This window comes from Actinacidiphila sp. bgisy160, assembly GCF_965342435.1.
Taxonomy (GTDB): Bacteria; Actinomycetota; Actinomycetes; order Streptomycetales; family Streptomycetaceae; genus Actinacidiphila.
In genome coordinates, this window is the sequence record NZ_CBDRCM010000053.1 from 39,573 (window position 1) to 53,952 (window position 14,380).

At 68.1% G+C, this 14,380-nt stretch carries 11 protein-coding genes and 2 pseudogenes; 4 read left to right on the forward strand and 9 right to left on the reverse strand.

The features are described 5' to 3' along the window. The first annotated feature begins 146 nt into the window (after positions 1-146). Entirely contained in the window at positions 147-1,640 is a 1,494-nt protein-coding gene (locus ACRWNP_RS30110; protein ID WP_431966890.1) for a PLP-dependent aminotransferase family protein, read from the forward strand. 399 nt (positions 1,641-2,039) lie between these two features. Here the strand turns inward: ACRWNP_RS30110 and ACRWNP_RS30115 are convergent, their stop codons facing one another. The 3 genes from ACRWNP_RS30115 to ACRWNP_RS30125 all read right to left on the reverse strand — a co-directional run bounded on the left by ACRWNP_RS30115 (position 2,040) and on the right by ACRWNP_RS30125 (position 5,792). Further along, positions 2,040-4,511 (reverse strand): SpoIIE family protein phosphatase, encoded by a 2,472-nt coding sequence (locus ACRWNP_RS30115; RefSeq protein ID WP_431966892.1) that lies wholly within the window; start codon positions 4,509-4,511, stop codon positions 2,040-2,042. A 169-nt stretch (positions 4,512-4,680) separates the two neighbouring features. After that, the gene (locus ACRWNP_RS30120; RefSeq protein ID WP_431966894.1) at positions 4,681-4,917 is read right to left on the reverse strand and encodes a hypothetical protein; all 237 of its coding nucleotides are present in this window, start codon (positions 4,915-4,917) and stop codon (positions 4,681-4,683) included. A gap of 221 nt (positions 4,918-5,138) precedes the next feature. After that, positions 5,139-5,792, reverse strand: a complete 654-nt coding sequence (locus tag ACRWNP_RS30125; RefSeq protein WP_431966896.1) for a TetR/AcrR family transcriptional regulator — start codon at positions 5,790-5,792, stop codon at positions 5,139-5,141. Between the two features lie 238 nt (positions 5,793-6,030). Between ACRWNP_RS30125 and ACRWNP_RS30130 the strand changes: the two genes are divergently transcribed. Both ACRWNP_RS30130 and ACRWNP_RS30135 read left to right on the forward strand, forming a co-directional pair. Beyond that, positions 6,031-6,429: a carboxymuconolactone decarboxylase family protein gene (locus ACRWNP_RS30130; RefSeq protein WP_431966898.1), complete on the forward strand. Its 399-nt coding sequence runs from the start codon at positions 6,031-6,033 to the stop codon at positions 6,427-6,429. A 28-nt stretch (positions 6,430-6,457) separates the two neighbouring features. After that, entirely contained in the window at positions 6,458-7,063 is a 606-nt protein-coding gene (locus ACRWNP_RS30135; RefSeq protein ID WP_431966900.1) for a class I SAM-dependent methyltransferase, read from the forward strand. Between the two features lie 189 nt (positions 7,064-7,252). Here the strand turns inward: ACRWNP_RS30135 and ACRWNP_RS30140 are convergent. From ACRWNP_RS30140 to ACRWNP_RS30165, 6 genes and pseudogenes are all read right to left on the reverse strand, one after another. Continuing rightward, positions 7,253-7,321 (reverse strand): annotated as a pseudogene (locus ACRWNP_RS30140) (DUF7701 domain-containing protein); the annotation flags it as partial. Then, positions 7,318-7,827, reverse strand: a complete 510-nt coding sequence (locus ACRWNP_RS30145; RefSeq protein ID WP_431966902.1) for a RipA family octameric membrane protein — start codon at positions 7,825-7,827, stop codon at positions 7,318-7,320. The pseudogene ACRWNP_RS30140 and the gene ACRWNP_RS30145, both read right to left, overlap by 4 nt. Beyond that, positions 7,782-8,165 carry a hypothetical protein gene (locus ACRWNP_RS30150; RefSeq protein ID WP_431966904.1) on the reverse strand — a complete coding sequence of 128 codons (384 nt, stop codon included), beginning with the start codon at positions 8,163-8,165 and terminating at the stop codon, positions 7,782-7,784. The genes ACRWNP_RS30145 and ACRWNP_RS30150 overlap by 46 nt, the downstream gene beginning before the upstream one ends. Positions 8,166-8,601: 436 nt before the next feature. Continuing rightward, positions 8,602-10,008, reverse strand: coding sequence for an FAD-binding oxidoreductase (locus ACRWNP_RS30155; RefSeq protein WP_431966906.1), 1,407 nt, complete (start codon positions 10,006-10,008; stop codon positions 8,602-8,604). A gap of 300 nt (positions 10,009-10,308) precedes the next feature. Beyond that, positions 10,309-10,678: pseudogene (locus ACRWNP_RS30160) on the reverse strand (NADPH-dependent FMN reductase); the annotation flags it as partial. Positions 10,679-11,406: 728 nt separating this feature from the next. Continuing rightward, positions 11,407-12,420 (reverse strand): helix-turn-helix domain-containing protein, encoded by a 1,014-nt coding sequence (locus ACRWNP_RS30165; protein WP_431966916.1) that lies wholly within the window; start codon positions 12,418-12,420, stop codon positions 11,407-11,409. Positions 12,421-12,820: 400 nt separating this feature from the next. Between ACRWNP_RS30165 and ACRWNP_RS30170 the strand changes: the two genes are divergently transcribed. Beyond that, the gene (locus ACRWNP_RS30170) at positions 12,821-13,918 is read left to right on the forward strand and encodes a VWA domain-containing protein (RefSeq protein ID WP_431966908.1); all 1,098 of its coding nucleotides are present in this window, start codon (positions 12,821-12,823) and stop codon (positions 13,916-13,918) included. Positions 13,919-14,380: the final 462 nt, after the last annotated feature.

Here is a 14,380-nt window from a genome sequence, read left to right on the forward strand (position 1 = left end):
AGAGGGGCGCGCGGGAGACGATCCGGCGGGCGAAGCAGCCGGGCGAGGAATCCACACGCTCGAGGCGGCCATGTTGAGCGGTGGCGCGCGGCGGGGCCCAATGGGACGACTCGCCAGTCGATGGCGTGGGAGTATCGTCTATTCATATGGCAGGTTCTCGGGCCAATTCCGGAGCCGGTCCGCCTCCCGCGGTCGGTGCCGACCTGCATCTGGAACTGCGCGGACCGGGGCTTCGCGCAGGGCTCACAGACGCCTTGAGGGAGGTCGTGCGCACGGGGCGTCTGGCGCCCGGCAGTCGGCTGCCGGCCTCCCGCTCACTCGCCGCGGATCTCGGCGTCTCGCGTAGCACCGTGGTCGAGGCCTACGCCGAGCTGGTCGCTGAGGGCTGGCTCACCGCGCAGCAGGGCTCCGGGACCCGGGTGGCCGCCCGGGCCGAGCCGTACAGGGGTGCGCCTGACGCTCCTCGTGAGAGGTCGGACGAGCCCCGTCCCCGCTATGGCGTCTGGACCGGTGCACCGGACCTGGCGACCTTTCCGCGCACTCAGTGGCTCACCGCGGCCCGCCGGGCCTTGATCGCCGCGCCACACGACGCCCTCGGCTACGGGGACCCCCGCGGCCGGATGGAGTTGCGCACCGCACTCGCGGACTACCTGGCACGGGCCCGAGGGGTGTGCGCCGAGCCGGATCGGGTCGCCGTGTGTTCCGGTTTCCACCACGGTCTGGCGCTGATGGCGCAGGTGCTCAGGGTACGGCGGGTGCGAGGGGTGGCAGTCGAGGCCTACGGACTCGACGTCTTTCCCGACCTGCTGGCGAACGCCGGGCTGCACACCCCGCCCCTCTACGTCGACGACCATGGCGCACGCATCGACGACCTCGCGCGACTGCGCGATGTGGGGGCGGTGCTGATGACCCCGGCGCACCAGTACCCGACGGGCGTCGCGCTCCGCCCGGACCGGCGCATGGCTGCCGTCGACTGGGCACGTGACACGGGTGGCCTGATCCTGGAGGACGACTACGACGGCGAGTTCCGGTACGACCGTCAGCCGGTGGGGGCCCTGCAAGGCCTCGATCCGGAGCGGGTGGTGTATTTCGGTTCCGTGAGCAAGTCCCTGGCGCCGGGGGTACGGCTCGGCTGGATGGTGCTGCCGGAGGAACTCGTCCCGGAGATCGTGGCGGCCAAAGGGCACGGCGACTACATGACGAGCGCCCTGGATCAGCTGACACTGGCGGAGTTCATCGCCTCGGGTGCGTACGACCGTCATGTGCGCTCGATGCGGCTGTTCTACCGGCGTCGCCGCGATCAGCTGGTCGAGGTCCTGCGCCAGAGGGCTCCCGGCATTCGCGTGACCGGGATGGCTGCGGGACTGCAGACGGTCCTCGAACTCCCGCGTGGAACCGAAAGCTCGGTGGTCCGGGCCGCGGCCCGGCACAATCTGGTGATCAGGGGGTTGACGCAGTTCCGTTACGAAGCGGCGGACTGCGGATGGCGGTTGCCCGAACGGGACGCCTTGGTGGTCAACTACGCGGCGCCTTCGGGCAGCGCGTGGGCAGGCACACTGGACGCACTGTGCAGCGTGCTGCCGGGGGGTGAGAGCCGGAAGCCGATCAAGCCCAGCCCGTGGGAGGGACCCGCGTGGTAATGCGTCCTGGCTGAGTACCAGTGATGTCGTGCAGCCGATCTTCAGGTAGCCGTTCTGGCCGTGGTGGCCGATGACGTATACGTAGCCGACACCTTCAGCGGCTTGCACGAGCACCCCGCGATCGAGGAGGAGGTGCCGACCACCTCGGCCACGAGGCCGGCGATCCCGCCGGACGGGGCTTGGGCAACTCCTGTAATGGCACCTGCTTCAAGGCGGTGTCCATGGTGACCGGGCCGGTCACCATGGACGTGCCAGGCGATCGCAGGTCCGAGTCCGAGCCGGTGATCGTGCCCATGGGCAAGCGGCGCCTGACCCGGGTCGACATGATCGTGGGATCTCCGCGGCGGCATCGGTGTGCCGGTGTGGGGACCGAGGGTGGAGCCCTCGTCGAACCGTGTTTCACAGCGTGGGCGGCAGGTCTTGGTCGGCCCAGACGAGCTTGCCGTCCATAGCGGGGCGGAATCCCCACTTGCTGGACAACTGGGCGATCAGGAACAGTCCCCGGCCGTTCTCGTCGACGATGCGAGCATGGCGCAGGCGCGGGTAACACGTTCCGCTGTCAAAGACTTCGCAGGTCAGGACTTGATGCTGGATGAGCCGTAGTCGGATCGGGCCGGCGCCGTGGTGGATGGCGTTGGTCACCAGTTCGCTGATGATCAGCTCCGTGGTGGGCACGAGATGCTCAAGTCCCCAATCGCTGAGTTGATGGGCGGCCAGGTGACGGGCGGTGCTGACGACGGCCGGCTCGGGCGGCAGGCCCCAGGAGGCGATTTGGGTCGGCTTGAGTGTGTGGAGCCGGACGAGGAGCAAGGCGGCGTCATCAGATGCTGCCTGAGGCGGCACGGTTTCCATCACTGTGGTGCACAGGTCTTCCAAGGGCTGTTCGGGTTGTGCCAGGGCGGTGCCGAGGCGGTGCATGCCGACGTCGATGTCGTCGTCACGGGATTCGACCAGGCCGTCGGTGTAGAACGCGAGCAGACTGCCTTCGGGCAGTTCCACTTCCACGGCGTCGAAAGGGACCAGCCCGAGGCCGAGGCCGAGTGGAGCTCCGGTGGGCAGGTCGGGGAAAGTGACCTGGCCCTGTGCGTCGACTATCGCGGGCGGTGGGTGCCCGGCCCGTGCCATCGTGCACCGCTGGGTTGCCGGGTCGTATACGGCGTACACACAGGTCGCACCCATGATCAAGGGGATTTGATCCGGGGCGTCGTCATCTTCCCCGATCAGCCGCCGGACGCTGTCATCGAGGTGGTTCAGCAGTTCGTCGGGGGGCAGGTCCAGTTCCGCGAGCGTGCGGACGGCGGTGCGGAGCCTGCCCATGGTGACCGCGGCGTTGATGCCGTGTCCGACCACATCACCGACAACGAGGGCCACCCGGGCGCAAGGCAGCGGGATCACGTCGAACCAGTCGCCTCCGACACCGGCGTCCGTGTCGGCCGGCACGTAGCGCCCGGCCGCCTCGACGGCGACGCCGCCCTTCAAACTGTGAGGGAGCAGGTTGCGCTGGAGGGCGAGGGCCGTGCTGCGTTCGCGAGCGTACTGACGGGCGTTGTCCAAGGAGAGCGCGGCCCGGGTGACCAGCTCCTCAGCCAGGAGCAGGTCATCCTCCTGGAACGGCATCGGGTCCTCGGTGCGTGCGAACAACGCCACGCCCAGCACGGAGTGCCGGGCACGGATAGGCACGATCATCAGGGAGTGGATCCCGTTCTCACGGATCGTTTGCGCCTGTGCCGGGTCGTGGTCGATCCATGTCCCAGGGGTGGTGTCCAGGATCGGTTCCAGGCGGGACTTTCCCGTGCGCAGTGCGCCGGCGAGTGGCGAGGTCGGGGGGACGGACGTTGTCTCCCCGCGCGCAGACGTCGACTCTGGGACCCCTGGGTGGATCGAGGCCAAACCGGCACGGCGGAACACGCGGGGCTGATCGTACATTGTCTCGACTCGGGCAGAGGGCTCCTTGCCGAGTGGAACCGACTCTGCCAGGTCGACGGTGACGTAGTCGGCCAACAGGGGCACGGCGAGACTGGCCAGTTCCTGTCCGGTCTGCATGACGTCCAGGGTGCTCCCGATGCGCGTGCTGGCCTGGCTGAGGACGGCAAGGCGCTCGCGCACCCGCTGGTTGCTGGTGACATCCATGGTCAAGGAGCACACCCCCAGTGCCTGGCCGTCCGCGCCCTGGAGGCAGATGAACGAGGCCGAGAACGCATGCTCCCGACGCGGATCTTCCGGCGGCCATGCCCGGTACTCGTGGACCGCGGAAGTGCCGCTCGCCAGCACCTGCCGCATCACCGCTTCGAGGGCCTCGGCCTCGAAGCCGGGCAGTGAGTCCTTCAGGCGGCGTCCGAAACTCCGGTCACGGGAAATGCCGTCGTGCTCCATCGTGTCGTTCATCCAGATACAGCGCAGCTGCGGGTCACGAATGGAGATGCCGACCGGCGCGTGGGCAAGCAGCGACTCCCGCACCGATCCGTTCACCATCCCTGAGGAGAGCGCGCCTGTGTCGGTCAGAGATACCAGCCAGCGGTGGGTCGCGTGCGGTCCCCACAGCAGCGAGAGGCGCAGGCTCAGGTTGAGCGTGCGGCCGTCGCGGTGGCGGACCGCCGCGGTGCCCGACCAGCCACCTTGGGCATGGCACTGCTCGGTGAACGCTGATGCCCCCAGCGCCTCCTCGCAGAAGGGCAGCACGAGTGTGGCGGACCGGCCCACCACGTCCTCAGCGCGGTACCCGACAAGGTGCTGAGCGGCTTGCGTCCACGCGACCACCGTCCCTTGCTCGTCGATCATCGCTATCGCTGCGTCGGATATCTCGCGGAGCCCCAGCAGCTCCAAGAGCGCGCTCTGGTCAGTGCTCATCATCATGGTTCCCATCAGATGCATGGCCTCGACCGTATGTGCGGGTCTGCCCACCCGGGCGGACCATTCTCTGAGCAAAAGACCGGACCACTTCACGCCGAACGACCAGGCGGGCCCTTGGGCTCCGCCTGTCCGAGCGGTTGCACCGCGAAGCGCCACCTCGCATGTTCGGAACGCCACGCTCGCGAGCGGGTTACTCAGGTCGTTCCGCCAGGGGACGGGGATCACCGGGTCGGGGAAGCCTGCGTCGATCAGGGCGGCTGCGCAGGTCGAGAGCACGGGTCACGGTGTGCTCGCCGACGTACAGGGTTCCGGAGGCGTCGAGGAGGTGTCGCCAGATCTTGTCGGGTGTGGCGGTCTCGTAGCGGGGTGGTTTGCAGGCGAGCATCCGGTAGAGGTTCCCGGCGACGACGGCCAGTATGGTGTCCACGTCAACGATGAGCGGGGTGCCGGAGGACAGGGCGCGACGTCGTTGGTGTTCAGCAGGGCGGGCTCGCCGCGGCCGATGCCGCGGATGGGGCCGCGATCTTGTTGAACGGGCCCCGGCAAGCCGCACATCCACGGACTTGCCTTGACCTCGATCTTGTACGAGGGGCCGCCGGCCTGCTGACGGCCCCTCATGCAAGATCGAGGTCGATGATCGGCAGGCCCTCAGCGAACCTGCGGTACGTCGACTTCGGGAGACCTCACGAAGGTCTGCACGTAATCAATGGCTGCCTGCAACGCGTCCTTCAGCGGGGTGATGTCCCGAGCGACCTGAGCGAGGAGACTGCCGCCCTGGAATGCGGAGAGCAGCAGATTGGCCAGCTGCGCCGGATCCGCGTCAGCGCTGATGCGGCCGAGTCGCTGCATGTGCTGGAGCCCGTCGCGGAAGATGCCCCGCCACTGGTCGAACGCACTCGCGAGCTCGTCGTGAACGTCGAGATCCGTCTTGATGATCTCGCTCGCGAGGGAGCCGAGGCTGCAGCCTTCCTGGTAGGCGCGCTCGTAGCCGACGTAGAAATCCGCCCACTCCCGAAACGCGTCGAGATCGTTGAAGGAGGCGAATCGCTCACTGCGATGGAATGCAAGGACGCGATCGGCCTGCCAGGCGATGACTGCCAGGACGAGACTCTCCTTGGTCGGGAAGTAGTGGTTGAGCTGTGACCCGCTGACGCCGGCTGCGCCACGGAGCTGCTCGTTGTTCGTCGCGTGGACACCCTTCGTGTAGATGAGTTCCGCGGCATGCTCCAGGATCCGGGTGCGTGTCGCCTGGCCCTTCTCCGTGAGCTTGCGAGGCACCCGCGCCCGTGTCGTTGCTTCCATGCGTCACACCATACCGCAGGCTGGGCTTGACAGCCCAGTCATGGGGGTGTCAGCTCTCGGAAATGGGAAATAAAGCCCAAAAGGTGCACGACCCGACTTGGGCTCGGCGGCGACTCGCAGAGCTACCGGAGGTCGAATCGCTGATGTCACGACTGAACGTTCACTTTTCCGCCGATTCCCCGCGGGAGTACAGGGCATCCTCGACAAAATCGGCGCACAGCTCGGCTTCGTCCCGAACATGTGCAAGACGATCGCGTCGAACCCGGCCGTTCTTGAAGCCGTCGTGACGCTGCAGAGCACCATGAGTCGAGTTCTCGACGCCAAGACGCGGCACACCGTCGCCCTCGCGGTCTCGGAGGCCAACGGTTGCGCTTACTGCCTGGCGATGCACACGTACGTATCGTCCGAACTCGGCGGAACGTCGAGCGACGACATCGACCTGGCTCGCGCCGGCAGCTCGGTGGACCCCATGCGCGCCGCGGCCGCTCGCTTCGCTCAACGGGTGGTCGCGAGCCGCGGACGAGTCACCGACGCGGACCTCGCGGCCGTGCGCGGCTCCTCTCCACCGGCAGCTCCACGGCTCCGCCGGCCATCGGAACGCACCGCACCAACCCGCCGATGGCGCATCTCCGAGTGACACACGGTGTCGACCTATAGTTGACGGCATGAGCCGTTGGGAGGAGTTGACCGGGGGGACGTCCGGACAGGACTACGCTGCACGGTTCGCGGCCGTGGCCCGCAAGGGGAAGGACGTACACGGTGAGGCGCGGTTCTGTGCGGCGCTCGTGCCGGCCGGAGCGCGGGTGCTGGACGCCGGATGCGGCACCGGACGGGTCATGATCAGGCTTGCGGAACTCGGGTACGACTGTGTCGGGGTGGATCTTGACGCATCGATGTTGGCAGTGGCGCGGAAGCAGGCGCCGGGACTGCCCTGGTTCCAGATCGATCTGGCCGGGTTCGACGCGGACACGCTCGGCATCGAAGCGGACTTCGACCTCGTGGTCGCCGCAGGCAACGTCTTCCCGCTGCTTGCTGCCGGCACCGAGGCCACGGTGATCAAGCGCCTGGCCGCGGCCCTGCGCCCAGGCGGAGTGATGATCGCCGGCTTCGGCCTGGACGAAGCCCACCTGCCCGTACCGCCCAGCATCACCCTGCCCGAGTACGACCACTGCTGCGTCGCAGCCGGCCTCACCTTCGTCGACCGCTTCGCCACCTGGGACGCCGACCCTTACGACGGCGGCGGCTACGCTGTCAGCGTCCACCGCCGGTAAGGTCCGGCGGGACATCGTGGTCACCGCGCCCGCCAGGCGGCCGGAGGACATCCCTGACTCATGGCAGCGATTCGACGGCTCGACCGCCGAGTTCGTCCACCATATGCTCACCGACCCGCACCACCGCTTCTCACGCTCCCCCTTGGCCTGCAGAAGCACGGCGTAGATGCGGAACAGATCATCGGAGTTGGCAGGGGGCCTGGCGTCAGAGGGCAAGCAGGACCGGATCAGGTCGGCGATGGGGTCGAGGTAGGTCACGCGGCCAGTGTGCCCACAAAGAGGACCAAGTGTGCCACGGCGAACACCAGGGGGACGATGCGTTCCGAGGTGCCCAGTTCCGCGTATCGTTTACGCCAGTTGGGGATCGGATCGCTCTTGAGGGCCTCCCACTCGTCAGCGAAGATCTTGACCGGGAGGTGCTCCTCCAACTGGTTGATGACCTTGAACTTTGCCATGGTGAGGTCCCGGTGGCTGCGAAGCTGCGTCCACCAGGTGGCTGAGAGGGTAATGCCGGCGAGGGTTACGGCGAACGGCACCCACCAGGGAGAGTCGGAGAGCTTTGGGAATCCGAAGCCGACCAGAGCGACGAAAGCGCTCTGCACAGACAGGAAGAAAGCATTGGCCGTTCCTCGGCGCGCAGAGATTCGGTCGGCCATCTCCACGGCGAGCTTGTAGAACTCGAGTATCTCCAGTCGCTGGTTCGGCCCAGGAGGCGTTGTCACCGGTTCCCCCCGACGAGCAGCTCGAGGTTCTCCCGTGTGCACTTGTAGATCTTGTCCGTGGCCTTGGCCGTTTTCGGCTTCTTGCCGTTCTTGCCGCTGTACCCGTTCAGCAGGAAGTAGTCGATCCCCTCTGCCTGGGCAGTCCTGAGATCGATGGCAACGCCGACGGCCGTCTTGGTGTGCTCGCCGCAGATGACGATGGCGATATCCGAAGCCCGGGTTCTGGCGCGGGCCTTGTCCTTCCAGTCGGGGGACGTTTCCTTGAGCGACCAGTCGTGGATCCCGAAGGGCGCGTCGGGGTTTTTTGCCTGCCCGATCAGGAAGTCCTTCAGGGGCTTGTCGTAGTCGTAGTCGAAACTGACGAAGACGCGCTTTGGCATGGGACTCCTACTCCAGCTGGCTGTGTCTGGGGATACGGTAGACGGAGGTACTGACGCCGGTGCGGGCCTGCACAGCAGTGGTTTCCGGGGGCAGTTGCGGCCATACGTGGCCGTAAGGTTCGAAGTGCTCAGCGTCCCCGCTGCGATACGTAGCTCGTCTGCAGACGGCCGAAGCCGCGATGCTCTCCCGCGATCCGGCAGGTACGTTCCGCACCGGCCGCACCGACTTCGGCGGGGTCCTTGGACGGTGCTGCGCAGGTCACCCTGGCGCCGTCGCGTCGGTCGACTGCGGGTCCCAGCCGATGTGCGGGACCGGCTCAGACGTTCCCGTCTCTGCCGCTGTGCCTGTCGGCCCCGGCGATGCCTGCGGAATTGCCGGGGCCGGACGGATGAGTCCGGACCCGGGCTCCGCCCCCGTCCCGGCGGCCGTGCCTCGTCAGTCCGGCAGGATGTTGTGGTTGACGCGGAACATGTTGGTCGGGTCGTACGCCTTCTTCGCCGCGGTCAGCCGCCGGTAGCGCTCGGCGCCGTAGACCTCGCTCAACCGCTCGGGGTCGGTGGCCTCCTCAGCGGACAGGAAGTTGACCATCCGGCGCCTGTCCGCCCAGGGCTCCATGGCGCCCATTGCCTCGTCGAGCTTTCCGCCCAGGTACGCGGCCTGGTCCGGGGCGCCCACACCGAAACCGAAGAGGACGAAGGGTAGCCCTCGGGTGGAGACGGCGTTGGGCACCGCGGGCTCACGGTCGAGAGCGCCGCCGAGCATGCGCAGCTCGACGCTCACCAGCGGGCAGCCGGAGTCGGGGCCGAGCAGTTCCACCAGCTTGTCGGCCGCCTCGGCGGGGAACTCGCGCAGCATCGTCGTGCGGTCGCAGTAGGGCATCGGCGTCGGGGGGTCCATGTGGATGGCGCCCATGGCGGTGTAGGGCATCTCACCCACGGCGTCGATGAGCGCCGGGGCGGCCGCGCGCAGAGGTGCGATCAACCGCTCGCCCTCGGCCACCGGACCGAGGAAGGCGAAACGCACGTGCACCACGAACGCCCCCCGCAGGGGCTCCGGCAACTCGGGCAGCGGAGGCAGCCGTTGCACGGCCACCGAGGAGGTCATCTCCTCCGGCATCGTCGACTGCCAGGTGCGCCAGGCGTGGAGCACATCGGCGAGGCGTTCCCCGGGGAAGTGGATGCCACCGCCGTAGAAGTGGGTCAACGGGAAAAGGTCGAACTCCAGCGCGGTGACGGCGCCGAAATTGCCCTTGCCCCCGAGCAGGGCCCAGAAGAGTTCGGGGTCGCTGTCCGCCGTGACATGCCGCAACTCGCCGTCCGCGGTCACCACCTCCAGCGAGCGGACGTGGTCCGCCGCGTAACCCCGGCTCCGGCCGAGGACCGGACTGAGCCCACCGCCGAGGGTGTAACCGGCCACGCCGACCAGGGGTGCCGAGCCGCTCATCGGGGCGAGGCCGAAGGCGGCGGCCTGGTCGATCACCTCCTGCCAGATCACACCGGCCTCGACTCGTGCACGTCGACGGCCGGCGTCGACGGCGATGCCCTTCATGCGCCGGGTGCTGATCAGAACACCGCCGCGGGCCGGGTCGACCTGCTGGTGCCCCGTGGTCTTCACCGTCACGGGCCGGCCCTGGCGGGCCGCGAAGCGGACCGCCGCCTGCACGTCGGCCGCGTCGGTGGCACCGACCGCGAGCGCCGGCTGGAGGGGCACGTTCAGGTTGTAGATCTGGCACTCGGCGTCGTAACCCTCGCCCCCGGGCAGCAGGACCGGACCGCTCACCAGCGAGGCGAGTTCGGCCGCGTCCGCCGGCGACACCTGGGCGAACGGATCGTCAAAAATCATGGGATTCCTTGTGAATCGTGCTGCGGGGAGGGCGGGCACCCGCCCGCTGAACCACCCCCGCGCGTGCGAACCGGTGCTGCATCCGTGTCGGCGGCGGCCGGAGACCACAGAGGCAGACATCGAGCATATAGATTATATACATGATTTAAATGGGTTGCGCCGGCAACACCCACCCCGAGGAGTCGTGCACGCGCGCGTATGCCCGCAGCCGCGCCGTCACCGCACCACTGCGCTCACCCCAGAGGTCCGTCCTCATGGTGGACGCCGACTGGACATCGCCGTACCGCTGCCCAGGTCCGACGCCTCGGGCGTGGCGATCTGCAGCTCACTCGCGATGAGGCGGAGGTGATCCACGGCACGCAGGCCAGTACAGGTAGTCGAGCGCGTTCTTCAGGGCGCCCGTGGTGGAGTGGTTGTACTCCGGAGTGACGAACACGAAGCCGTCGAACTCGGCGATCTTCGACGCCCACGCCTTGGTGTGGTCGTTCTGGTACTGCCCCAGTGACGGTGGAAGCGCCTCGTCGAGGAGCGGCAGCGGGTAGTCCGCCAGGTCCACGAGCTCGAACTCCGCGTCGGAACACTGCTCGGCGATGTCGAGAACCCAATCTGCCACGGCAGCGCCGTTGCGCCCGGGGCGGGTGCTGCCGTGGAGGATTGCGATCTTGGTCATGTCGTGCCTTTCGTTGGTGCGGCGCACGTCAGGTGGTGAAGCGGTACCTGGCGCCGGAGCGTGACGTGTGGCGGAAGCCGGTGTGCTTCGGGGCGCGGAACCCGTCGGGAGGGGGATCGGGTGCGCGTTGAACCTGCCCCCCGCCCGCGAGGGCGCACGCGAGGTGGTTCTCCCGGGCAGGTGCCCTCGTCGAGGAGCGCGTGCCCGGGGCCGACGTCGTCGTCGGCGACAGTAGAGCGAAGCAATGGAGAAGACAATCGAGGTCGAATGTCGGATTTACCCCTTCTCGGGGGCGCGATGTGGAACGGCGCACCGCACGGATCGGGCGCCTGCCGAGTGCTGCTGCGGGCCGGGGGAAGCGCGGACTTCGGGGCCGCCGCCGACCCGCTCGGCGCCCGATCCCGCCGATCGCGATCCCCGCATGGTCCGGCCCGCTGGGGGGCGGTGCCCCGCTGGCCGGCTCCTCGGTACCAGGAGGCGGGCCCGAATTCCTGCACGGAAAGGCAGGTCCTGGGCCGAACCGTGCAGGGTGAGGCAAGGCGGCGACCGGCGTGCCGATGGTGGGGAGTCGGCGACGTCGCGCTCTGTCCGGCTTTCAGCGAGGGGTGACGGAAGGGGGCGTCGCGCGGTGACCGCCCCTGCCTCTCGCGTGTGAGAGTGCCCCGCCCTCACTGCGAGGTGTCTCGCATCGGGACTTCCTCTCCGCCGCCCGGCGGGCGGCCGAGAGGTCAGCCGGAGGCGGTGTCCGGGCGGCGGGGCTCGGTCGGCTGCGGGAAGTCCGCACTCCCCGCCGCTTGTTCCAGCCTCCACTCGCGGGGGCTCACGCCATACGCCGCCTTGAACACGCGACTGAAGTGGGGCGCGCTGGTGAATCCCCATCGGTGGGCGATCGCCTCGATCGTCATGAACCGATGCGCGGACGACGCCAGTTCTCTCTTGCACTCTTCGAGGCGCTGCGTCCTCATCCAGTCACCGAGGGTGATTCCCGCTCGGGACAGGGTCAGGTAGAGCTGACGTACGGAAACGTGGTGCTCGGCGGCGATACGCGCGGCAGTCAGGTCGGGTTCTGCCAGATGGAGGCGGACGTACTCCTGGACGCGCTGAAGAAGGGTGTTGTTCAGCGGCGCTCTGGCGAGGTCGTCACGGCCGAGGGCCATGGTGACCAGAGCCCTGACCAGGTCGACGCAGGGTTGCGAGAGCAGGGCGGTCTCCGTCTCGCCCGCGGCGGCCTGCTCGCGGGCCAGTCGGGTGAAGAACGCCGCTGTGGCACCCGCGACCTGGTGTTGCGTACTCAGCGGTACAGCTGTGACCTGCTCGAGCAGGGGCGACCGCAGCCCCAGGACGCGCGTGGGGACGCGCACGAGCACCGAACGCATGGCACCGTGGAAGAAGACGTCGTAGGGCTTCGCGTTCTCGAGCACCACAAGATCTCCTGACCGTGTCAGACCCTGCCTACCCCCCTGGTGGATCCGGGAGACCCCCGCTTCCTGGAAATGGACGTGAACGTGCGGCACGACGTCCTCATTCACCGGGGGGACGGCGCGGCGGAGGCGGGCCACGTTCCAGCCGATTTTCGAGACTTTCACCGAACCCACCGCGTTGGTCGTCGCAACGGCCCGCAGGTTCTGCGGGTTCGGCGGAAGGCCCACCTCTATGTGGCCGTTGATCGCCCACGAGAATTCACGGATCGCGTCCGCCCGGTCGCCCGGAGCCAGCGACCCCACGTCGAGTCGATCTGCCATGAGAGCTTCCTCCTGAACCGGTCGCGGAGTCTGCGTTGCGGGGCCGGTTTCCACCGTACAGCGGCCTGTGGCCGGTTTTTAGGCATCTTTATCCGCTCTGCACGTCTATCTCCCCGGGTCTTGCGGTGCGGCGCCAGGACGCGGGGGCCGGGTGAAGGGGGTCGACGGGCCCCGAAGCGGGAAGCGGCCAGGTCCGTGCCTCGGGGGTGGTCCTCCGATTGCGACGTCGGACCGTTCTTCAAGGCGCGGGGTCGACCCCGCCCACCGGATCGCCCCGGGGGACTGTCAGTGGTGCTCCCTAGAGTGAACCCATCATCGGACGGTCCGGGGCCCGTACCGGGTTTCGCGATCCCGGGGCGCCGTCGCAGTCCCGCGGGAATCGAACAGAGGGGGTGGCGCGATGAGCGCTGCGGTGAAGGACCGGCTCAAGAAGCACTTCGTGAACCATGTCGCCCTTGTCATCGACAAGTCCGGTTCCATGAGGGGTCACTCGGAGCAACTCGTGCGGGTGGTCGACGAGTTCGTGAAGGGTCTGCAGGAGGAGTCCGACAGGCTCGGTCATGAGACCCGCATCAGCCTCTACGCCTTCGACCATCTGGTCGAGAACCTGGTGTGGGACATGGACGTCAAGCACCTGCCCTCCATGCGTGGCCTGTACACGGTCGAGAACGGCGCGACCGCGCTGATCCAGGCATCGCTCAAGGCGCTCGACGACCTCGGCCACATATGGGAGGAGTACGGCGAGCACAGTTTCCTCGAAGTCGTCGTCACCGACGGCGAGGAGAACGCATCCGGGGCCGACAGCACGGGCGCGCGCCATGACCGCCTCTCCGGTGGGCGCGCGGTACTGGACGAGTGGCGGGGCAGGATCACGGACAAGATGAACAGCCTGCCGGATCACTGGACCTCGGCCATTCTGGTGCCCAACTCCCTGGCCAAGCGCACCGCTCAGCAGTACGGCTTCCCGACGGGCAACATCTCCGTCTGGGACGCGGACTCGGCGCAGGGCGTGGAAGAGGCGATCGGCACCGTCAAGACGGCCGCCACCAGGTTTCTGCGGGACCGCGAGCAGGGGGTGCGCGGAACGAGGAACCTCTTCGCGATGGGACAGGACCTGAGCCCGGCGGATGTGAGGTCCAGCCTTCAGGCCCTCGGCGCCGGCGGCTACGTGCTGATCCCCGTGGACCAGCGGACGTCCATCCGTGATTTCGTCACCCGCGCGGGGCACCACTACACGACCGGGTGCGCCTTCTACGAACTGTCGAAGCGCGAGAAGATCCAGGCCAACAAGAAGATCGCCGTGGCCGAGAAGGACGCTGCCACGGGCCGGATGACCGGAAAGGTCTTCACGGGCCCCGCCGCGCGGCAGGTGCTCGGCCTGCCGGAGACGGAGGTGACGGTGACACCGGGGAGCAACGCGGCTTACACGGTGTTCGTCCAGTCGACCTCGGTCAACAGGAAGCTCGTTCCGGGGACCAAGCTTCTCGTCCTGCTGTAGCCGCTCGTCACGTGCGCCCCCGCCGGCCTTGGCGCCGCGCGGGCCGGGACGCCACCAGCCCCGGTGAGGTCGTGCCGGATAGGGCCTCTTCCCCGCGACGGCGCGGGTGGCACGTCCGCTCGCCGCGACGACGCAGGCAAGGCGGCCGAGAATCTTCAGCCGGTGCGGGCACCCGCGGACGCTGGCAGGGCGCCCGTACGCGCGCCCTGCGGACAGCGGGCTCGCGGGCCGGTCGGGGAGCGGCAGGGACGGGGTCGCGGCGGGGTGTGGACCGTTCCTGGCGGCGGGCAGGGAGCCTGCGACCGCGACCGTAGCGCCGACCGCACGGAGAATTCTTTGCCCGCCCTCTCTGGACATCCACGCCGCGGGCCGCGACCATGGTTACTCCATACGGTATGCAATCTGCAGTATGGAATCCTGCCCTATCACTCCTGACCCGTCGTGGGATGCGAGGTGGCCATA

Coding starts and splice junctions, on each gene's coding strand:
- ACRWNP_RS30110 (WP_431966890.1), top strand. CDS start 147: ATGGCAGGTTCTCGGGCCAATTCCGGAGCCGGTCCGCCTCCCGCGGTC.
- ACRWNP_RS30115 (WP_431966892.1), bottom strand. CDS start 4,511: ATGCATCTGATGGGAACCATGATGATGAGCACTGACCAGAGCGCGCTC.
- ACRWNP_RS30125 (WP_431966896.1), bottom strand. CDS start 5,792: ATGGAAGCAACGACACGGGCGCGGGTGCCTCGCAAGCTCACGGAGAAG.
- ACRWNP_RS30130 (WP_431966898.1), top strand. CDS start 6,031: ATGTGCAAGACGATCGCGTCGAACCCGGCCGTTCTTGAAGCCGTCGTG.
- ACRWNP_RS30135 (WP_431966900.1), top strand. CDS start 6,458: ATGAGCCGTTGGGAGGAGTTGACCGGGGGGACGTCCGGACAGGACTAC.
- ACRWNP_RS30150 (WP_431966904.1), bottom strand. CDS start 8,165: ATGCCAAAGCGCGTCTTCGTCAGTTTCGACTACGACTACGACAAGCCC.
- ACRWNP_RS30155 (WP_431966906.1), bottom strand. CDS start 10,008: ATGATTTTTGACGATCCGTTCGCCCAGGTGTCGCCGGCGGACGCGGCC.
- ACRWNP_RS30165 (WP_431966916.1), bottom strand. CDS start 12,420: ATGGCAGATCGACTCGACGTGGGGTCGCTGGCTCCGGGCGACCGGGCG.
- ACRWNP_RS30170 (WP_431966908.1), top strand. CDS start 12,821: ATGAGCGCTGCGGTGAAGGACCGGCTCAAGAAGCACTTCGTGAACCAT.